The organism is uncultured Bacteroides sp. (genome assembly GCF_910585845.1).
Lineage (GTDB): Bacteria > Bacteroidota > Bacteroidia > Bacteroidales > Bacteroidaceae > Bacteroides.
Window position 1 is genome coordinate 42,037 of the sequence record NZ_CAJUHF010000016.1, and the last position, 20,273, is coordinate 62,309.

The window sequence follows — 20,273 nt, forward strand, 5'->3', positions numbered from 1 at the left end:
GACCTGGTGGAATGGTAAATATGTAAATGCTTTACATCATTATATCTTTCTAAATGCAACTTAAGCAGATTCTACGGATTATTTCTTGATTAATTCATAGAACCTGCTTAAGTTGTGTCTAAAAGATGGTGCTTAAGTTGTTTTGATACAACACCTTCTTTTTTTTAGAGGAAGTCCGCTTAAGCCTTATTCTTGATAATCATTACTTCAATGATAGAAATAGCGGTTTGATCGGGAATTTCAAGAACTTCTGCCAACTGGTTGATCTGTTCTTTTTCCTCTTCTTCCAGCACGCCGTCTGCCAATGCGATGTCTACTGCGCAGGCAAAAGCTGTAAGTTTCAGGTCATCGGAGAGGCTTTCTACAGAAGCGTTGACCAGTGCGCTGGGACCTTGGTTTTTCAGGATTCTGAACAGTTTGTCGAACAGTTTGTCGAAAGCCGGACCGGAGAAATTATCATATATTCTCAATCGGCGGATGTAGTTAACGATTCCTGCCCATTCTGATTCGGCGATACTTCCATCTGCACCGGCCATTGCAAGTGCGATTCCGGCAAAAGCTTCTTGTTGAGTCAGCTTAGTTTCTTCCGGTACATCTTTGAAAATCTTATCAAATATTCCCATGATAAAAAGTTTTTTTAGATAATTGATAATGTTACGGTCATTGAATAGCTCAATGGCTATGCAAAAATATATATTTGCCTTGATTTGGAAAAAGAATTTCCGAAAAAAGAAAGTAGATTTTAATAATCAGAAGCGAAGACGGCTTGATTGAAAAAGCTGTGCTCTTTTGACTTTCTCTGCATTTTGTTCGTCTATTTCTTGTATTTTTCTTTATATTTGCTTTCCTATAATCTTAAGTCAAAAAAAAGAAAGATGAAACAAGCCCATTCATGGATTTTATTTTTTTTGTGTTTGCTGTGTGCCGGATTGGCTTCCTGCATCCGCAACACTCCTCGTTACCATATAGGTATTTCTCAGTGTAGCGATGACGAATGGCGAAGGCAGATGAACAGCGAGATCATCCGCGAAGCCCGATTCTACGATGACGTACAAGTAGAGATACGTACCGCCAAAGATGATAATGTCCAGCAGGAAGCGGACATCCGTCATTTTATCAATGAAGGGGTGGATCTGCTGGTGGTAGCACCCAATGAAGCTCAGTCTATTACTCCGATAGTGGAGGAAGCCTACAACAAAGGTATTCCCGTGATATTGGTGGATCGCAAAATCTCTTCCGATCGTTATACCGCCTACATTGGAGCAGACAACCATGCCATAGGTCGCGAAGTGGCCGCTTACATCGGCAATCTCTTGCAGGGAAACGGTTCTGTGGTGGAGATTACCGGACTTGCTGGATCAACCCCAGCTATCGAGCGGCACGAAGGCTTTCTGAAAGGTATGGCTGCTTATCCTGGTATACGTCTGCTGGCAACCAGTGAAGGCGCATGGCTGCGCAGGCAGGCAAGCGAAAAGATGGAAGCATTACTCGACAGCTTTCCGCACATCGATGTCGTTTTTGCGCAGAACGATCGAATGGCGTCAGGTGCCTATGAGGCGGCACTCCGCAAGCAACGTGCCAGGCAAATGAGCTTTGTCGGCATCGATGCCTTGTCTGGCGAGCATTACGGCCTGGAAGATATATTGGCAGGCAGACTGACGGCATCTTTCATCTATCCTACGGGAGGCGATCGGGTGGTGCAGATTGCCATGGACATCTTGCAAGGGAAGACATTTCCGCGTGAGACGATACTGGGCACTTCGGTGGTAGACAGTACCAACGCACCTGTCATGAAGATGCAGACAGCACACATCAGTACCCTTGACGGAAAGATAGAACTGCTGAACGGAGAGATCAATCGCTCTCTGGTCCGCTATGCTACCCAGCAAACCATTTTGTATGGCAGTCTGGCGGCACTTCTCCTGTTGGTGGGGATGTTGGTGGCCGTATATCTCTCCTTGCGTGCCAAGAATAGGATGAACCGTGAACTTTCACTACAGAAGGAACAACTGATAGAACAGAAAGAACTGCTGATAGAGCAGAAAGATTTGCTGATAGAACAGAAGTCGCAACTGGAAACACAGAAATCGCAGTTAGAACAGCTTTCGCACGAACTGGAAGAGGCTACGCATGCCAAGCTTGTCTTCTTCACAAACATCTCCCATGATTTCCGTACGCCGCTGACCCTGATAGCCGATCCTATCGAACAGCTTCTTGCCAATCCCGTTTTCGACGGGCAGCCTCGCCAGCTTTTGTTACTGATGAAGAAGAATGTACACATTCTCCTCCGCTTAGTGAATCAGATACTTGACTTCCGAAAGGTGGAAAACGGGCGTATGGAACTCCGGTTAGAACCGTTTGATTTGCTCGACAGTTTCCGCAATTGGAATGATTCTTTTTGCATGGCATTACTGAAGAAGCACATTACTTTCAGCTTCGAGGCACCTTCTGATATGGACTTCCGGATGCAGGCGGATGCGGAAAAAATGGAATGTATCTATTTCAATCTTTTCTCCAATGCCCTGAAATATACGCCGGAAAATGGAAAGATAACTATCTGCTTGGCGGTTGTCGCGGAGAACTACGTGTTGTCGGTCTTCAATTCCGGCAGTTATATTTCATCGGCCGATGTGGAGGCTATTTTCCAGCGCTTTTATCAAGTCAGTGGCCATCAGGCTGGAACGGGTATCGGATTGGCACTGGTACATGCCTTCGTCGAGATGCATGGCGGAAGTATTACGGCTGGCAGCGATGAGAAAGGCACGACTTTTACGGTTGTCTTTCCGAAGTGTGAGACATCGTCCGTTTCCTTCGTGGCGGCAGTACGTCCGTTTGAGAAAAGCATGAAGTTGCAGGATGAAGAGCAAGAAGCGTCTTCCATGTTGGTGGATGCGGAGGTGACGGCAGATGAAGAGGAGGTGACAACAAGCGAAACGGAAGTGGCAGTAGACTGCCCTACGGTTCTTGTGATTGATGACAATGCCGACATACGCAATTATGTGAAGTCGCTTCTGGCAGGCGAATACCGCGTACTGGATGCGGCAGACGGGAGCGCGGGCATCCGTCTGGCGATGAAGAACGTGCCCGATGTGATCGTTTCGGACGTCATGATGCCCGGTATGGATGGCGTGGAGTGCTGTCGCCGCTTGAAGGGCGAATTGCAGACCTGTCATATTCCGGTGATTCTGCTGACGGCCTGTTCGTTGGACGAGCAGCGCATCCAAGGCTATGACGGGGGTGCCGATTCTTACATCTCCAAGCCGTTCAGTTCGCAGTTGCTTCTGTCTCGCGTCCGCAATCTCATTACAAACCGTCGCCAACTGAAGCAATTTTTCGGCGATAACCAGGGTATTGAAAAAGAGGTTATCAGTGATATGGATAAAGACTTTGTCTATCGTTTCAGGACGCTTGTTGAAGAGAAGATGAAGGATGCCGAACTCAATGTAGAAGACTTGGGGCGGGATATGGGAATGAGTCGTGTACAGCTCTATCGCAAGTTGAAATCACTCACTAACTACTCGCCTAATGAACTCTTGCGTCAGATCAGGTTGAAGAAAGCCGCTTCGTTACTTGCCTCTGCCGACATGACGGTTGCAGAGATTGCATACGAGGTGGGCTTCTCGTCACCTTCCTATTTCACGAAGTGCTATAAGGAACAGTTTGGCGAAAGTCCTACCGAGTTTCTAAAAAGAAGAGGATAGATGAAAACTGTGTAGGAAGAATATAGCCTTTGGGTTGAAGAATAATGAAAACAAATTGGGTGGGAAGCAGTTATTGTACTATTCCCACCCAATTTGTTTTTTGTCATACTGTCCTCCAGTTGATACAGGAACTTACTTCAGTATTTGAGGCAGATTTTCTCTTCCCCAGAAATAGTAGACGCAAATGCCGATCCAGCTGGTAAGCAACAGGACGATGGCAACCAACAGTTTCTTTACACCGTCCACCGGCCATTTCATGATTTCAAGTACGGCCTTGATGCACAATACCACACCAATAACCCAGATGATAAATCCTACCATAACTTTTGATATTAAAGGTTATTATTGAAAAAAAATAGAGACTGTCTCCAATTATAAAAGGGGGACAGTCTCTAAATCCTTTATTGCAATTCTCAGAATTACTCAGCTACTTCTGCACCCCAGTTTTCTTTGGAGAGGCGTTTGTAGCTGTTGTAACGCCATTTAGCATTCTCTTCTGCGGCTTTGAAGAGTTCTTCAGCCTCCTGCGGATATTGTTTCATTACGGAAGCATAACGAACTTCACCTTTCAGGAAGTCTTGGAATCCGCTCCAATCCGGTTCTTTGCTATCCAGCGTGAACGGGTTCTTGCCTTCAGCTTCCAAAGCCGGGTTGTAACGCCACAAGTGCCAGTAACCGCACTTAACAGCCTTTTCTTCTTCTGCCTGGCTCTTACCCATACCTGCCTTCAGACCGTGGTTGATACACGGAGCGTAAGCGATGATGAGTGACGGGCCGGGATATGCTTCTGCTTCGCGGATAGCTTTCAGCGTCTGAGCCTGGTCAGCACCCATAGCAATCTGAGCAACATATACATAACCGTAAGTAGTAGCCATCAGACCAAGGTCTTTCTTGCGTACGCGCTTACCGGCAGCAGCAAACTTAGCGATGGCGCCCACTGGAGTAGCCTTAGAAGACTGACCACCTGTGTTGGAGTAAACCTCCGTATCGAGTACGAGGATATTAACGTCCTTACCGCTGGCGATTACATGGTCGAGACCACCATAACCGATATCGTAAGAAGCACCGTCACCACCGATAATCCATTGGCTGCGCTTAACCAAGTACTGAGACAACTCTGCGATTTGCTTGCAGTGGTTGCACTTCTCCTTGCCTGCTTCAACCATCGGGATGATCTTTTCAGCCAGTTCTTTCGTCTTCTCGGCATCATACATGTTTTCAATCCATTCGCCGAACAATACCTTAGCCTCTGCCGGAGTGCAGTCTGCTGCGATGGCTTCCTGCATAACCTTCACGATGCGTGCACGCATCTTCTCGTTGGCAAGTTCCATACCCAGACCGAATTCGCAGAAGTCTTCGAACAATGAGTTTGCCCAAGCCGGACCTTGTCCCTTTTCGTTCTTCGTATAAGGGGTAGAAGGTACTGAACCTGAGTAGATAGAAGAACATCCTGTTGCGTTAGCTACCATCTCACGATCACCGAACAACTGAGAAATCAATTTCACATACGGAGTCTCACCGCAACCAGAGCAAGCACCAGAGAATTCGAACAACGGAGTAGCAAACTGAGAGTTCTTTACGTTAGCCTTCACGTCAACCAAATGTTGTTTGCTCTTTACGTTCTCTGTACAATATGTCCAGTTGGCTACTTCCGGCAACTGGCCTTCGAGGTGCTTCATGATCAGCGCCTTGCCACCCTTCTTCGGATTACCCGGACAAATATCGGCACAGTTACCGCAACCCAGACAGTCAAGAACGTCTACCTGCATACGGAAAGTCATGCCTTCGAATGCCTTACCTACAGCTTTCAGCTGAGTGAAGTTGGCACCCTTCTGCTCTTCGGCATCCAGTACGAACGGACGGATAGCAGCGTGAGGACAAACATAGGCACACTTGTTACATTGGATACAGTTTTCAGGATTCCATTCGGGAACGAATGCGGCAACACCACGCTTTTCGTATTTTGCGGTTCCCTGATGCCAAGTACCGTCTTCGATACCCTTGAATGTAGATACAGGCAGCAAGTCGCCGTCTTGTGCATTGATAGGACGAACTACTTCGTTGATGAATGCCGGGTCGTTGTTTTCAGCCTTAGCATCGTCTGCCAAGTTAGCCCAAGCCGGATCAACGGTCAGTTGCTTGTATTCGCCACCACGGTCAACGGCAGCATAGTTCTTGTTGACAACGTCTTCACCCTTCTTGCCATAAGACTTAACGATGAATTTCTTCATCTGCTCTACAGCCAAGTCAACAGGAATTACGCCTGTGATACGGAAGAATGCAGACTGCAGGATGGTGTTGGTGCGGTTGCCCAAACCGATTTCCTGTGCAATCTGAGTTGCGTTGATATAGTAAACAGTGATATTGTTCTGTGCAAAGTACTTCTTTACCTTGTTAGGCAGGTTCTTAGCCAGTTCTTCGCCTTCCCAGATCGTGTTCAGCAAGAAAGAACCGTTCTTACGCAGACCGCGGGTAACGTCGTACATGTGCAGATAAGCCTGAACATGGCAAGCTACGAAGTTCGGCGTATTTACCAAGTAAGTAGAACGGATAGGAGTATCGCCGAAACGCAGGTGAGAGCAAGTGAAACCGCCTGACTTTTTAGAGTCGTAAGAGAAGTAAGCCTGACAGTGCTTGTCTGTATTGTCACCGATGATCTTAACTGAGTTCTTGTTGGCACCTACTGTACCGTCGGCACCCAAACCGTAGAACTTAGCTTCGAACATGCCTTCGCCGCCCAATGCGATTTCTTCTTCTTGAGGCAGAGAAGTGAAGGTAACATCGTCCACGATACCGATAGTGAAGTGATTCTTCGGCATCGGCAGAGCCAAGTTCTTGAATACAGCGATGATCTGAGCAGGAGTAGTGTCCTTAGAACCCAAACCGTAGCGACCACCTACGATGACCGGAGCATTTTCCTGACCGTAGAAGCAATCTTTTACATCGAGGTATAACGGTTCGCCGTTAGCACCCGGTTCCTTCGTACGATCCAGAACAGCGATAGTCTTGGCAGTCTTGGGAACAGCAGCAAGGAAGTGCTTAGCAGAGAACGGACGATACAAGTGTACGGCAACCATACCTACCTTTTCGCCATTGGCAACGAGGTAGTCGATAGCCTCGCGGGCAGCTTCGGTTACGGAACCCATAGCAATGATGACACGTTCTGCATCTTCAGCACCATAGTAATCGAACAAACCGTATTTGCGACCGGTGATCTTGGAGATTTCGTTCATGTATTCTTCTACGATAGCAGGAACTGCTTCATAGTAGTTGTTGCAAGATTCGCGATGTTGGAAGAAGTGGTCGGGGTTTTCGGCCATACCACGGGCAACCGGATTCATGGGGTTCAACGCCCGAGCGCGGAACTCAGCCAGTGCTTCCTGGTCAACCAGCGGAGCGAGGTCTTCGTTTTCTAACATCTCGATCTTTTGGATTTCATGAGAAGTACGGAAACCGTCGAAGAAGTTAACGAACGGTACGCGGCTCTTGATGGTAGCTAGGTGGGCAACACCTGCCAGATCCATCACTTCTTGCACTGAGCCTTCTGCCAGCATGGCAAATCCCGTCTGACGAGTAGACATAACGTCTTGATGGTCGCCAAAGATACAGAGTGCGTGGCTTGCCAAAGTACGTGCAGATACGTGGAATACGCAAGGCAGGAATTCACCAGCGATCTTGTACATATTCGGGATCATCAGCAACAGACCCTGTGAAGCGGTGTAAGTAGTAGTCAGTGCACCAGCCTGCAAAGAACCGTGAACGGCACCTGCTGCACCTGCTTCCGACTGCATTTCCTGTACCAATACTGTTTCGCCGAAGATGTTCTTGCGACCTGCGGCAGCCCATTCATCTACATATTCAGCCATAGTAGAAGAAGGGGTGATGGGGTAGATGGCAGCTACTTCTGAGAACATATACGAGATATGTGCAGCAGCTTGGTTGCCATCACAAGTAATGAATTTCTTCTGTTTAGTCATAACTAACTTGAATTATAATTAAGTGAATAAATCTCAATATAAAAAGCCGAACATCCAAAGAGGTATCTGGTTACCCCGTCCTATCTCTGCTTTGTGCAGGGCGTAGGTGATGCCCGGGTTATTCTTTATCTTCGTGCCCTCCGTACAAATTTTGAAAGGCATTACGTTGTCCACCATAAACGATACGTTCTTGTCGCCTTTGTTCACTTTGTGGTCTTTCCACATTGTGTTGGCAAAGAAAGTGTCCAATACATCCTGTTCTTCCACCCTCACGGGATAGATAGAGTACATCAGATTGGAGTTATGCATCATAATTTTCGAAGGCTTCTTAGGGAACTCTTCATCCTTCGGATAGACCATGTTGATGAGACGTGCATCTGCCAAATATTTGATGTAGTTCATCACGGTGGCGCGGGATGTCTGTATCTCGTTGGCCAGCTGGCTGACGTTGGGAGCTTTCGGCCCGTCTACGGCAAGCATGTAGAGCAACTTCTTGATTTTCGGAAGATACTTCAGTTCTATCTGTTTGATGAGCAGGATATCCACCTCCACCATCATGTTCATGGTCTTGAGCAGGTTCTCCGAAAAGTTACGCTTTTCGAGAAAGAAGGGATAGAATCCATGGTGCAGATAATCTTGCAGGTAGTCCAACGGGCGTACTTTGGAGAGTATGCCTTTAGCTATCTGTTCGTGGTTGCTCAGGATCTCTTCCAGCGTATAAGCCCGGAATTTCATTCCCGTTTGTAGGTTCAGAAACTCGCGGAAAGAGAAGCCGCGCAGGTTGTAGCTCTTCACGATGTCGCGCAACTCCAGGTTTTCCTCTTTCAGGCGCATCACGGACGAACCCGTGAAGACGATCTTAAGATTGGGAAAACGGTCGTAGCACATGCGCAGTTCCCGGCTCCAGTCCGGATGCTTGAACACCTGGTCTATGAGCAATACTTTCCCTCCGCGTCGTTGAAATTCGTAGGCGAAGTCGACGATGCTGAACTTGGAAAAGTAGAAGTTGTTCATGTTGATGAAGAGGCAGGAACGATTGGTACCGAATTTCTCTTTGGCATATTGCAATAGAAATGTTGTCTTGCCAACGCCACGTGTTCCTTTTATGCCGATAAGACGATCGTTCCAGTTGATCTCGTCCATGAGGTCACGGCGTACGGGGGCATTGGTATGCTCTACAAGATAGGCGTGTGTGCGGTAGAATGCTTCCATGCAGTTAAATTCGGTTTATCAGGCGACAAATATACATCTTTTTTATAGAATTGCAAAGTAGAGATGGCAAATATTATGTAATTTTGCACTGTTGGAGTTCGATTAACGGCAATACTGTGTATATTTGCAGCATGAACCGGTGTCTATTCCTGATTGGACCTTTGGGGGCAATATGAGATTGAAGCCTTCTATCAGCTCTGTATCGAAGGTATTTCGTCTTTGTCGTATTTCCGTAGTTTGTCTGTATCATTTCCCTGTCATCTCCTTGTTTTCTTCGTGTCTATAGGTTTGGAGCAGGTACGGAGCGGGTAGGGCGGGGAGTGGCGTCCGGAGAATGTAATGATTTAGAAAATCTTTTTTGGTATGAAGATATATATATTCAATCCTGATACGGATATGGCGTTGGCGCATAACGAAGCCCACTACATGGCTCCGTCTTCCATTCGCGGCATGGAGCATGACCTTGCGTTGTTGCCCATCTGGTATGCCCGATGCGATACTGCGGTATTGGCACCGTCTGCCTACAATGCCCGCTATCTGCAAGCCATGCAACAGTTGTTCCGCCTGCCAGTGCGGTTGGTTACCGAGCCCGAGCTGGCAAGCCTGCCGGATGCGGAGCTTGAGCCTTGGGGCTGGAATCCGGCATTCCGCAAACGTATGTTGGCGGCGGGTGTAGGCGAAGAGAGGCTTTGGACACAAGAGAGGATAGCCCTCTATCGGGAGTGCTCCTCACGGGCGTATGCATTGGCTGTATCTGACGGGTTTGAAAAGAGAGTGGATTCGGTGCAGATTTGCGGGCGCCATATTCTGGTTGATGGAGCGAAGCTGAAGGGAGACCCTATTCCGAAGGAGATTGCAGACAGTCCGGATGGTTATTTGTTCAAGTCCGTATGGTCGAGCAGTGGGAAGGGATTGCGTTGGTGCCTCCACGGGTTTACGGAGGCTGACCGGGCGTGGTGTCTTCGGGAGGTGGAGGTGCATAAGTCCGTCATATTGGAGCCTATATATAAAAAGGTGGGAGATTTTGCGATGGAGTTCTTCATTGATGAGGCGGGAAAGGTGAGCTTTTGCGGTTACTCCCATTTCGTTACGGACTGGAAAGGTGCTTATCAGGGCAATCTGTTGGAGCCGGATGAAGAGGTGGAAAGATGGATTTTGCAGTATGTGCCGCAAGAAACGCTTGTCGCGGTTCGCCGCAATCTGCAATCGATGCTGGAGAAGCTGTATGGCGGAAAATATACCGGCCATTTGGGAGTAGACATGATGGTTTGTCCCGACCAGGGAGGTTATCCCTACGCCATACATCCGCATGTGGAGGTGAATCTGCGCATGACTATGGGGATGGTTGCTTGGGTGTTCTACAATCGTTTCGTTGCCTGCGGCAGTAAAGGGATTTTCAGGGTCGATGGTTTCCGCACTAACGAAGCCTTGCAGGAGCTGCACACGCAGAACTCGAAGGAGGGGCCTTTGGTGTTGGAAGCCGGAAAGATAGTTTCCGGCTATTTGCCTTTAGTGCCGGTGACGCCACAGAGCCGCTCGCTGGCTTACGTGAAGATAGAGAAAGTCGGATAATAACGCTACCGGCATGCTTCGCTCTCATTGCCGCAACGGTCTACGGCAGTGACGGCAAAATATTTCTTTTCCGTCCAGAAGCGGACGGGGGCGTACGTATATTCCGTTCCTTGCACACGCTGGGCAAGTATATTCTCCGGATTGGAAGTGTCCACGGGAGAGGTGTCCGAGCCATAGATGATGTAGGTCGGTGCGTTGCGTTGGTCGTTGTCCGTGGCGGGGTGCCAGCTCAGACGGGTGTAGCCGTCCACCTGACGGGTGACGGTAAGTTCGGTCGGAGCAGTAGGCGGCACGTTGTCTATCCACGGCATGGGCGGTTGCAGAGCAGGAGCGGTATAGAATTTCTCTTCCAAAGTCTCATACAGTCCTTGGGTGTTGTCCATCAGATACTTCACGCGATAGTGCGCTTGTCCTGCCAGTTTATGGGTACGGGTGAAGTTCATCTGGCGTTCCACCTCGTCCAGCGTCCAGTTGCCTTCGTTGGCATCCAGAAAGTAGATGCCCAGCCCCGGGATGACCTGCCGTCCGTTGTTCTGCTCCTGCCAGTCGAGGGCAAATGGATAGAAATGATTGCCTCGGAAATAGAGCATAGGGTAGATTTGGTCTTGTATTCCTTCGCCCAGCCATCCTTGCGCATCCTGGTAGACGGTGTGGAAGGCATTCCATCCGCGGGAGGGATAGCGGGAGGTGTCGCGGTATTTGCCTACGGGGCAGCTGCTCACTTTTACCCACGGCTTCAGCGCCTTCACACCTTTATACAGGTGGCGGACGATTTCGGTGATGTTGTCCCTGCGCCATTGCGCTAAACTGCGCCCCTTGCCATACTTGCGAAAGTCGTATGCATCGGGGAAGCGGGGCGCATTTTCCGGATAACGTAGGTAGTCGAGGTGTACTCCATCTATATCATAATTTTCCACTACTTCGTGCACGAGGCTCATCAGATATTCCTTGGTTTGCGGATGTCCGGGGTTGAGGAAGTATTCCCGCTTGTAGGGCACACAAATGTCGGCTTTCTTCCGGGTGACGGATGCTTTGCCAAGGGAAGCTACATGTTTGCGGTTGCCCAGCGGGATAGCCACCATCCAGGCGTGGCATTCCATGCCTCGTTTGTGGCACTCTTCTATGGCGAAAGCCAACGGGTCGTATCCGGGGTCCGTATCCACTTTTCCAGTCAGGATGGAGTTGAATGGTTCTATCTTCGAGCGGTAGAGCACATCGCCACGTGTGCGTGTCTGGAACAGCACGGTATTGAAGTTCGCGGCTTTCAGGTGGTCCAGTATTTCGATGAGTTCCGCCTTCTGCTTCCTGATGCCTTCGGGGCTGACGGCACGCGAGCGGGGCCAGTCCAGACCGTAGACGGCGGTTACCCAAGCAGCACGCACTTCATACTTGGGCTGATAGATGCCATTCTTGCCGAAGGACTGTGCGGCGAGTTGTAATGTATAGGCTATGAATAGTAGGATCAGAATAGACTGTTTCATAATGTAACGCTTTCTAAAATCGGCACATAATGCCAAAATCTCATATACTTCTTTTTTTCTGTTATTTTTAGCGGCGAAGATAAGTAAAACCCTTGAGAAAGTTGTGCGGTTTCCTTAGAAACTGTTACTTTTGCAGCTATTAAAATAAATCAATTGATAAGCTATGATTACATTTACGCTTTGCCTGTTGGCATTGATAGCAGGCTATTTTCTTTACGGGCGTTTTGTCGGACGGATTTTCGGTCCGGACGACCGGAAGACGCCTGCCGTGACGAAAGCTGACGGGGTGGATTATATTCCCTTGCCTACTTGGAAGATTTTCATGATACAGTTTCTTAATATTGCCGGACTGGGACCGATCTTCGGTGCCATTATGGGAGCTAAATTTGGAACAGCTTCTTATCTGTGGATTGTGCTTGGAAGTGTGTTTGCCGGTGCGGTGCACGACTATTTGGCGGGTATGCTCTCTTTGCGCAATGGCGGCGAGAGTTTGCCGGAAATCATCGGACGCTATCTAGGTGTGACCACCAAGCAGGTGATGCGTGGCTTCACCGTGTTGTTGATGGTGTTGGTGGGTGCTGTGTTTGTGGCAGGTCCTGCCGGGCTCCTGGCAAATTTGACGCCGGATTACATGGATGCCACGTTCTGGATTGTGGTGGTGTTTGTCTATTACATCTTTGCTACATTGCTTCCGGTCGATAAGATAATCGGTAAGATCTATCCGTTGTTTGCCATCGCATTGCTGTTTATGGCGGTAGGCATATTGGTCATGCTTTATGTGAAGCATCCTGCGTTGCCTGAATTTTGGGACGGATTGCAGAACACGCATCCCAATGCAGCCGTGCTACCCATCTTCCCCATCATGTTTGTCAGTATCGCCTGTGGAGCTATCAGTGGTTTCCATGCTACACAAAGTCCGTTAATGGCGCGTTGCATGACGAGCGAACGTCATGGGCGACCGATATTCTATGGTGCTATGATCACCGAAGGCATCGTAGCCCTGATATGGGCTGCTGCTGCCACTTATTTTTTCCATGAAAACGGGATGGGAGAGAATAATGCTGCCGTAGTGGTCGAGGCTATCACTAAAGACTGGCTTGGGACGGTGGGTGGTGTGCTCGCCGTATTGGGAGTGATTGCTGCACCCATCACCAGTGGTGATACAGCTTTCCGCTCTGCCCGCCTTATCGTAGCCGATTTTTTAGGTATGGAACAGAAGAGCATGCGTCGCCGTTTGTATATTTGCATTCCGATGTTTCTTGCAGCTATTGGTTTGTTGCTTTACAGTTTACAGGACAAGGAAGGGTTTGACATGATTTGGCGTTATTTTGCATGGACCAATCAGACGTTGTCTGTTTTTACGCTTTGGGCAATAACTGTTTATTTAGTACGCGAGAAGGAAGGACACTATTATCATGTCACTTCTTTGCCCGCTACATTCATGACGGCAGTCTGCGTCACCTACATTTGCATAGCTCCCGAAGGATTCGGACTGGGAGAAGGATATACTGCGGGCATTGCCGTTATTACGGCGCTGATTGCCGCCATTTGGTTTTATGTATGGCGTTATAAAACAATTAAAAAACTTAGATAATGAGAAAGTTAAAGAAATCAACGGGGCTTACGCTGGCTTTGCTTATCTACGTAAGCGTTACGGCAGCTTATTTCCTGCCGCGTAACACGGTCATCAGCCATACGGAAAAGTATATCACGGTTGTGGCATCTTATGTCATTGTACTTGTTCTTTGGCTTGTATTACGTAAGAAGGAAGCCTTGCAGCGAAAGTACCACGAAGAGAGTGAAAAGTATGATAATACTAAAAACAGTAAGTAATAATGAGAAAATTAGCATTGTTTGTATGCCTGCTTGTAGCCACAGTGGCTGCTCGGGCACAGTTTGAAAAGGGAAAATGGATTGTAAATCCTTCTATTTCAGGTTTGGAACTGTCGCATAATACCGGTACGGACAAGACTTCATTCGGTATTGAAGCCAAAGGAGGGGCTTTTCTGCTGGATAATGTGGCGTTGCTGGTGCATGCTGGAGCCAACTGGAATGCGGAAAAGAGTAATGCAGATATTTATACCCTCGGTGTGGGAGGCAGATATTATTTCAGCAAAGTTGGTATCTATCTGGGGGCCGATGTCAATGTAGACCGCTGGGATTGGGGCGAAATCGATGATACGAAGTTCTCCTTTGGCGCAGAAGCAGGCTATGCTTTCTTTCTGTCGAGAACAGTGACGATTGAGCCGGCTGTGTTTTGGAATGTGAATAGTGACCGTTCTAAATTCGGATTGAAGGTAGGCTTTGGTTTCTATTTCTAATGCCTCTTTCTCAGGGAAATAAGCTATATTATGTGGCTTTTTCTGTTGCGCCGAACCCAAAGAGACAAGGCTGTGTCGGATTTTTATTCGGCACAGCCTTGTCTCTTTGGGTTTGATTGGTTTCAGGCTCGGTAGTAGACAGATGATATCTGCTGATATTTATGTTAATAAAGGATCAGAGCGGCTTCTGCTTGGATAATTTCTCTTGCAGGAATTGCCCTGTATAACTTGCCGCGCATTGCGCCACCTCCTCAGGTGTGCCTGTTGCGATCAGGTTTCCTCCTTTGTTTCCTCCTTCCGGACCAAGGTCTATCACATAGTCGGCACACTTGATGACATCTACATTGTGTTCGATGATGACGATGGAGTGCCCGCGAAGTATCAGCGCATCAAAGGCTTCCAGCAGTTTGCGTATGTCGTGGAAGTGTAGTCCTGTTGTTGGTTCGTCGAAGATGAAAAGGGTAGGGTCGGCCTTCTCTTGGCTGAGGTAGTAAGCCAGTTTCACGCGTTGATTCTCCCCGCCGGAAAGGGTGGAAGAGGATTGTCCCAGTTTGATATAACCCAATCCCACATCTTGCAGTGGTGTGAGCTTCTTGACTATCTTCTTCTGACCGTGTTGGGTGAAGAACTCTACAGCCTGATCGACGGTCATCTCCAGCACATCATAGATGTTGACATCGTGGAACTTTACCTCCAGTGTGTCTGATTTGAAGCGTTTGCCGTGGCAGGTCTCACATTCCAACACGAGGTCTGCCATGAATTGCATTTCCACAGTGATGGTTCCGTCGCCTTTACACTCTTCGCAACGTCCTCCCTCGCTGTTGAAGGAGAAGTGGCCGGCACTGTAGCCCATCTGTTTGGCAAGGGGCTGTTCCGACCATAGTTTCCGGATTTCATCGTAGGCTTTGATATACGTGACCGGATTCGAACGACTGGACTTTCCGATAGGATTCTGGTCTACGAATTCCACATTGCGCAGGTTATGCAGGTCGCCGCTGATGGAGGCAAATTCTCCGGGGCGTTCGCTGCACTCGTCCAACTCGCGTTTCAGGGCACGGTAGAAAATGTCGCGTACCAAAGTACTCTTACCCGAACCACTGACGCCGGTGACTACGGTCATTACGTTCAGTGGGAAACGCACGTTGATTCCTTTCAGGTTGTTTTCACGAGCTCCAGTCAGTTCGATGTAGTTGTTCCACGGACGACGGTGCATGGGAACAGGAATTTCTTCCTCCCCCAATAAGTAACGTACTGTGTAACTTTTGCTGCCTGCCTGCAAATTTTTCATATCTCCTTGATAAACAATCTGTCCGCCTAAACGTCCGGCATTCGGACCGATGTCTATGATGTAGTCTGCTGCCCGGATAATGTCCTCGTCGTGCTCTACGATGACAACCGTATTGCCCAACTGTTGCAACTGGCGCAGCACATGTATCAGTTTGTCGGTATCCCGGCTGTGCAGTCCTATGCTCGGTTCGTCAAGGATGTAGAGTGACCCTACCAAGCTGCTTCCCAGCGACGTGGCAAGATTGATGCGCTGGCTCTCACCGCCGGAAAGTGAGTTGCTGAGGCGGTTTAATGTCAGATATCCCAGTCCTACATCGAGCAAGAAGCGGATTCGACTATTGATTTCCGCAAGAATGCGTCCTGCCACGTCGGTGTCATGCTTGTCCAGTTTCAGATGGTCAAAGAAGGTTTTCAGTTCCGTGATTGGCAGGTCTACCAGCTCGGAGATGTTGCGGCCGCCTACCCGGACATAACCGGCTTCGGGCTTCAGTCGCGTACCTTGACATTTGGGGCAGAGCGTCTTGCCGCGATAACGTGCCAACATGACCCGGTATTGTATTTTATACTGATTCTCCTGCACCATCTTGAAGAAGTCATTGATACCTTGAAAGTAGGGGGTACCCTCCCACAGCATCCGACGTTGTTCGTCGGTCAGTTCGAAGTAGGGAGTGAATATCGGGAATCCGGCTTTCTCTGCACCACGTATCACCATATCTTTCCATTCTCCCATCACCTCTCCGCGCCAGCATACGATAGCGCCGTCGTAGACGGAAAGTGAGCGGTTGGGGACTACCAAATGCTCGTCAATGCCGATCACTTTACCGAATCCTTCACATTCCGGACAGGCACCGATTGGAGAGTTGAAAGAGAACATCTGGTCGCTTGGCTCTTCGAAAGTAATTCCGTCTGCCTCGAATTTTGTACTGAAACGATGTATTTTGGTCGTTCCGTCAGGCTGGTAGAAACGCAGCAGGCAAGCTCCGTCCCCTTCATACATGGCAGTTTCGGCAGAGTCTGTGAGACGGCTTATCGCATCTTTTTCTTTGGATACAGCCATACGGTCAATCAGTAGATAAACTGTGTCTTCTTTCTGGTACTGATATTCATCGATGCGAACCATCTCTCCGTTCACTTCCAGGCGGTTGAAGCCTTGTTTCATGTAGATGTCCAGTTGCTGTTGCATGGTCCGGTCTTCCCGCAGCAATATTGGCGCCAATACAGTGTATCTTGTTCCCTCCGGGTAGCTCAGCATACAACTTACAAGGTCTTCCGTAGAATGTTTTTTTACCTCTTCTCCGCTTATCGGGCTGAATGTACGTCCGATGCGTGCATACAGCAGGCGCAAGTATTCGTATATTTCCGTTGATGTGCCGACGGTAGAACGCGGGTTACGGCTGCTAACCTTCTGTTCGATAGCAATGGCGGGCGGTATTCCTTTTATAAAATCACATTCCGGTTTACTCATGCGCCCTAGGAACTGGCGGGCATAGCTGCTCAGGCTTTCTACGTAGCGGCGTTGCCCTTCGGCATACAGTGTGTCGAATGCCAAGGATGATTTACCCGAACCGGACAGCCCGGTGATGACAACCAGCCTATTACGTGGAATCTCAATGTCTATGTTTTTTAGATTGTTGACGCGTGCGCCTTTGATAACTATAGAGTCGTTTTTTGTCATAATCAGAGTCACTAAAGTGAATTTCAAGGTACAAAGATACGGACACTCTTTTGAATATTTGTAATGGTTGGCAGGTTAAGATTTGTTATACTTTTAAATATTTACCGGCATACGAGCAATAAAAGCGTTATTTTTAGGCGTTTTTTTCAGATGAAAAATTGATGTGCAATGCTTCCGAAGGTGTAGTTATGCAATTACGGAACGTTTGCCATGTTGTTTTGAAACGGTCGCCAGTCGAGAAAATTTGGGTAGGATAGCTATTGTCGGCAGCGTGTGGAAAACTTCTCCGGATGCTTTTATTGCAGTGGGTAGCTCTCTTGTCATCGGATGACTGGCGGATAAAATAAACTCTTAACCCGATTTATAAAAGAATGAAAGTAAGAAGCCTTTTATGCGTATGTGCCTTGTTCTTTTCCCTGACAGTGGCAGCGCAGTTCCAAATGGAAAAATATCCTAAGAGGGAATTTCGTGCAGCCTGGATACAGGCTGTCAACGGACAATTCCGTGAAGTTCCCACAGAAAAGTTGAAGCAAACTTTGATCAGTCAGCTGAATTCCCTGCAAGAGGCGGGCATTAATGCCATCATTTTCCAGGTGCGACCTGAGGCCGATGCTCTTTATGCCTCTCAATTGGAACCGTGGAGCCGTTTCTTGACCGGCATACAGGGACAAGCCCCCGATCCTTATTGGGATCCTATGCAGTTCATGATCGAAGAGTGTCACAAACGCGCCATGGAGTTTCATGCGTGGATAAATCCTTATCGTGTGAAAACCTCACAGAAGAGCCAACTGGCTCCCGGTCACGTCTTCAACATTCATCCGGAATGGTTTGTTACTTACGGTGACCAGTTGTTTTTTGATCCGGCGTTGCCGGAAAGCCGCCGTCACATCTGTATGGTGATAACGGATATTGTGTCCCGATATGACGTAGATGCTATCCACATGGACGATTATTTCTATCCTTATCCTCTGAAGGGAGTAGATTTTCCGGATGATGCCAGCTTTGCCCGCTATGGAAGTGGTTTTTCCGACAAGGCGGATTGGCGGAGAAACAATGTCAATACGCTTATCAAGCAGATACACGAGACGGTGCGTGGTTTGAAACCGTGGGTTAAATTCGGAATTTCTCCTTTTGGCATCTATCGTAACGAACGTACCGACCCATTGGGCAGCAAGACTAATGGGTTGCAGAATTACGATGACCTCTATGCCGATGTACTTCTTTGGGCACGTGAGGGATGGATAGATTATAATATCCCACAGATATATTGGCAGATAGGCCATCCCGTTGCCGACTATGAGACACTGGTGAAATGGTGGGCCAAGAATACGGAGAACCGCCCTCTGTTCATTGGACAATCCGTGATGAATACCGTGCAGAATGCCGATCCGCAGAATCCTTCGATGCATCAGTTACCCCGAAAAATGGCATTGCAACGGGCTTATCAGACTATTGGGGGGAGTTGCCAATGGCCGGCAAGTGCCGTCATAGAGAATGTAGGGAAATATCGCGATGCTTTGATTGCCGAGTATCACAAATATCCAGCTCTTCCTCCTGTGTTTGAATTTATGGATAAGGAGGCACCGGCAAAGGTGCGCAAGGTGAAACCTGTATGGACTGCCGACGGTTATATCTTATTCTGGACAGCACCTAAATATAAGGATGAGATGAATCGCGCCGTGCAGTATGTGGTTTACCGTTTTGAGGCTACGGAGAAAGTAGATATAAGTAATCCTGCCCATATCGTAGCCATCACACGTAATAATTTCTATAAGTTGCCATACGAGAACGGTAAGACCAAATATCGTTATGTAGTAACCGCGCTTGACCGGTTACACAATGAGTCGAAGGCTGTGAAGAAGAACGTGAAACTTTAATACAGCACCAGCCCCGCTATTCCGCATGCCACGATCATTAATATCGGGCTGACCTTATACTTCCTGGTGCCGATAAAGGCTACCAGGAAGATTATACAACTCATCGTGAATGAATATATATCCTCCTGAGGTGAACCAAAGTTCTCTTTATTCATCAGTACTAGTGCTGCCGAAGCCAGAAGCCCTACTACAGCCGGACGCAATCCGCTAAAAACAGCTTCTACAGCCGGATGTTTCTGGTATTTCAGGAAGAATTTGCTAATAGCCAGCATCAATATAAACGAAGGAAATACTACGGCAAATGTGGCAATCACGGATCCCCATACGTTACCTGTAGCAGTGAATCCTACATAGGTAGCTGTGTTAATACCTATAGGTCCAGGGGTCATTTGGCTGATGGCTACAATGTCTGTAAACTCCTGGGAAGTCAGCCAGCCATAGCGGGTGACTACTTCTCCTTGTATCATCGAAAGCATGGCATATCCGCCACCAAATCCAAACATTCCAATTTTAAAGAACGTATAAAATAGTTGTAAGTAAAGCATTGAAGTATTAGGTTTATAATTTGTGACTTATGATTTGATTTATACTTTATGATGCATTATGTACTTTTCATTTGCAATGATTAGTTTCCGGATGATGGAATCGCCCGTATAAATATCCTCCTATTCCGGCAATAATAATGATCCAGATAGGAGAGAATCCAAGTAACCAGATGATAAGGGCAGATACGACCGGTATCCAGATATTATAACGGTTGATTTTTGCCGATTTAGCCATACTGAATGTAGGAGCGGCAATTAGTGCTACTACTGCTGGACGGATACCTTTGAAGATCCGTTCTACGACGACATTATCTTTAAAATTGTGGAAGAACATGGCTATGGCAAGTATAATAAGGAAAGATGGCAATACCGTTCCCATAGTGGTGACTATGCTTCCGCGTATTCCCCTCAGTTTATAACCAATGAAAATAGATATATTGACAGCCAGAATGCCGGGTGTGGATTGGGAGATGGCAAGCAAATCAATAAAGTCTTCTTTGGCAATCCACTTTCGCTTGTCTACGATTTCCTTTTCTATCAGGGGAACCATTGCATAACCGCCTCCGATGGTAAAAACTCCTATTTTAGAAAAAATTCCGAACGCTTCTAAATATATATTCATGTT

General features: G+C 47.8%; 14 protein-coding genes. 6 read left to right on the forward strand and 8 right to left on the reverse strand.

What is annotated here, in order from left to right:
• Positions 1-179: 179 nt before the first annotated feature.
• Positions 180-623 (reverse strand): tellurite resistance TerB family protein, encoded by a 444-nt coding sequence (locus tag QZ323_RS06450; RefSeq protein WP_294633794.1) that lies wholly within the window; start codon positions 621-623, stop codon positions 180-182.
• A gap of 252 nt (positions 624-875) precedes the next feature.
• Here QZ323_RS06450 and QZ323_RS06455 point away from each other — a divergent pair, with 252 nt between their 5' ends.
• Positions 876-3,701, forward strand: coding sequence for a substrate-binding domain-containing protein (locus QZ323_RS06455; protein WP_294633795.1), 2,826 nt, complete (start codon positions 876-878; stop codon positions 3,699-3,701).
• 132 nt (positions 3,702-3,833) lie between these two features.
• Here the strand turns inward: QZ323_RS06455 and QZ323_RS06460 are convergent, their stop codons facing one another.
• The 3 genes from QZ323_RS06460 to QZ323_RS06470 form a co-directional block, all read right to left on the reverse strand.
• Positions 3,834-4,022 carry a hypothetical protein gene (locus tag QZ323_RS06460; protein WP_294633797.1) on the reverse strand — a complete coding sequence of 63 codons (189 nt, stop codon included), beginning with the start codon at positions 4,020-4,022 and terminating at the stop codon, positions 3,834-3,836.
• Between the two features lie 98 nt (positions 4,023-4,120).
• Positions 4,121-7,678: a pyruvate:ferredoxin (flavodoxin) oxidoreductase gene (nifJ, locus tag QZ323_RS06465; RefSeq protein ID WP_294633799.1), complete on the reverse strand. Its 3,558-nt coding sequence runs from the start codon at positions 7,676-7,678 to the stop codon at positions 4,121-4,123.
• A 33-nt stretch (positions 7,679-7,711) separates the two neighbouring features.
• Positions 7,712-8,890: an AAA family ATPase gene (locus QZ323_RS06470; RefSeq protein ID WP_294633800.1), complete on the reverse strand. Its 1,179-nt coding sequence runs from the start codon at positions 8,888-8,890 to the stop codon at positions 7,712-7,714.
• A gap of 363 nt (positions 8,891-9,253) precedes the next feature.
• Here QZ323_RS06470 and QZ323_RS06475 point away from each other — a divergent pair, with 363 nt between their 5' ends.
• Positions 9,254-10,462 carry a hypothetical protein gene (locus QZ323_RS06475; RefSeq protein WP_294633801.1) on the forward strand — a complete coding sequence of 403 codons (1,209 nt, stop codon included), beginning with the start codon at positions 9,254-9,256 and terminating at the stop codon, positions 10,460-10,462.
• Positions 10,463-10,467: 5 nt separating this feature from the next.
• Here the strand turns inward: QZ323_RS06475 and QZ323_RS06480 are convergent, their stop codons facing one another.
• Positions 10,468-11,943, reverse strand: coding sequence for a family 10 glycosylhydrolase (locus QZ323_RS06480; RefSeq protein WP_294633802.1), 1,476 nt, complete (start codon positions 11,941-11,943; stop codon positions 10,468-10,470).
• A 163-nt stretch (positions 11,944-12,106) separates the two neighbouring features.
• Between QZ323_RS06480 and QZ323_RS06485 the strand changes: the two genes are divergently transcribed.
• The 3 genes from QZ323_RS06485 to QZ323_RS06495 are packed head-to-tail and all read left to right on the forward strand — an operon-like array spanning position 12,107 to position 14,264.
• On the forward strand, positions 12,107-13,537 hold the full coding sequence (locus QZ323_RS06485) for a carbon starvation CstA family protein (RefSeq protein ID WP_294633803.1): 1,431 nt from the start codon (positions 12,107-12,109) through the stop codon (positions 13,535-13,537).
• Positions 13,537-13,776: a hypothetical protein gene (locus tag QZ323_RS06490; protein ID WP_294633804.1), complete on the forward strand. Its 240-nt coding sequence runs from the start codon at positions 13,537-13,539 to the stop codon at positions 13,774-13,776. The genes QZ323_RS06485 and QZ323_RS06490 overlap by 1 nt, the downstream gene beginning before the upstream one ends.
• A gap of 2 nt (positions 13,777-13,778) precedes the next feature.
• Positions 13,779-14,264 carry an outer membrane beta-barrel protein gene (locus QZ323_RS06495; protein WP_294633805.1) on the forward strand — a complete coding sequence of 162 codons (486 nt, stop codon included), beginning with the start codon at positions 13,779-13,781 and terminating at the stop codon, positions 14,262-14,264.
• Positions 14,265-14,439: 175 nt separating this feature from the next.
• On the opposite strand, the gene uvrA is transcribed toward QZ323_RS06495, so the two are convergent.
• Positions 14,440-17,226, reverse strand: a complete 2,787-nt coding sequence (uvrA, locus tag QZ323_RS06500) for an excinuclease ABC subunit UvrA (protein WP_294633806.1) — start codon at positions 17,224-17,226, stop codon at positions 14,440-14,442.
• 371 nt (positions 17,227-17,597) lie between these two features.
• On the opposite strand from uvrA, the gene QZ323_RS06505 reads away from it, so the two are divergent.
• On the forward strand, positions 17,598-19,103 hold the full coding sequence (locus tag QZ323_RS06505) for a family 10 glycosylhydrolase (RefSeq protein ID WP_294633807.1): 1,506 nt from the start codon (positions 17,598-17,600) through the stop codon (positions 19,101-19,103).
• Here QZ323_RS06505 and QZ323_RS06510 read toward each other — a convergent pair.
• Both QZ323_RS06510 and QZ323_RS06515 read right to left on the reverse strand, forming a co-directional pair.
• Positions 19,100-19,648 carry a chromate transporter gene (locus QZ323_RS06510; protein WP_294633808.1) on the reverse strand — a complete coding sequence of 183 codons (549 nt, stop codon included), beginning with the start codon at positions 19,646-19,648 and terminating at the stop codon, positions 19,100-19,102. The genes QZ323_RS06505 and QZ323_RS06510 overlap by 4 nt on opposite strands.
• Positions 19,649-19,715: 67 nt before the next feature.
• Positions 19,716-20,270 carry a chromate transporter gene (locus QZ323_RS06515; RefSeq protein WP_294633809.1) on the reverse strand — a complete coding sequence of 185 codons (555 nt, stop codon included), beginning with the start codon at positions 20,268-20,270 and terminating at the stop codon, positions 19,716-19,718.
• Positions 20,271-20,273 lie beyond the last annotated feature (3 nt).

Coding starts and splice junctions, on each gene's coding strand:
- QZ323_RS06450 (WP_294633794.1), bottom strand. CDS start 623: ATGGGAATATTTGATAAGATTTTCAAAGATGTACCGGAAGAAACTAAG.
- QZ323_RS06455 (WP_294633795.1), top strand. CDS start 876: ATGAAACAAGCCCATTCATGGATTTTATTTTTTTTGTGTTTGCTGTGT.
- QZ323_RS06460 (WP_294633797.1), bottom strand. CDS start 4,022: ATGGTAGGATTTATCATCTGGGTTATTGGTGTGGTATTGTGCATCAAG.
- nifJ (WP_294633799.1), bottom strand. CDS start 7,678: ATGACTAAACAGAAGAAATTCATTACTTGTGATGGCAACCAAGCTGCT.
- QZ323_RS06470 (WP_294633800.1), bottom strand. CDS start 8,890: ATGGAAGCATTCTACCGCACACACGCCTATCTTGTAGAGCATACCAAT.
- QZ323_RS06475 (WP_294633801.1), top strand. CDS start 9,254: ATGAAGATATATATATTCAATCCTGATACGGATATGGCGTTGGCGCAT.
- QZ323_RS06480 (WP_294633802.1), bottom strand. CDS start 11,943: ATGAAACAGTCTATTCTGATCCTACTATTCATAGCCTATACATTACAA.
- QZ323_RS06485 (WP_294633803.1), top strand. CDS start 12,107: ATGATTACATTTACGCTTTGCCTGTTGGCATTGATAGCAGGCTATTTT.
- QZ323_RS06490 (WP_294633804.1), top strand. CDS start 13,537: ATGAGAAAGTTAAAGAAATCAACGGGGCTTACGCTGGCTTTGCTTATC.
- QZ323_RS06495 (WP_294633805.1), top strand. CDS start 13,779: ATGAGAAAATTAGCATTGTTTGTATGCCTGCTTGTAGCCACAGTGGCT.
- uvrA (WP_294633806.1), bottom strand. CDS start 17,226: ATGACAAAAAACGACTCTATAGTTATCAAAGGCGCACGCGTCAACAAT.
- QZ323_RS06505 (WP_294633807.1), top strand. CDS start 17,598: ATGAAAGTAAGAAGCCTTTTATGCGTATGTGCCTTGTTCTTTTCCCTG.
- QZ323_RS06510 (WP_294633808.1), bottom strand. CDS start 19,648: ATGCTTTACTTACAACTATTTTATACGTTCTTTAAAATTGGAATGTTT.
- QZ323_RS06515 (WP_294633809.1), bottom strand. CDS start 20,270: ATGAATATATATTTAGAAGCGTTCGGAATTTTTTCTAAAATAGGAGTT.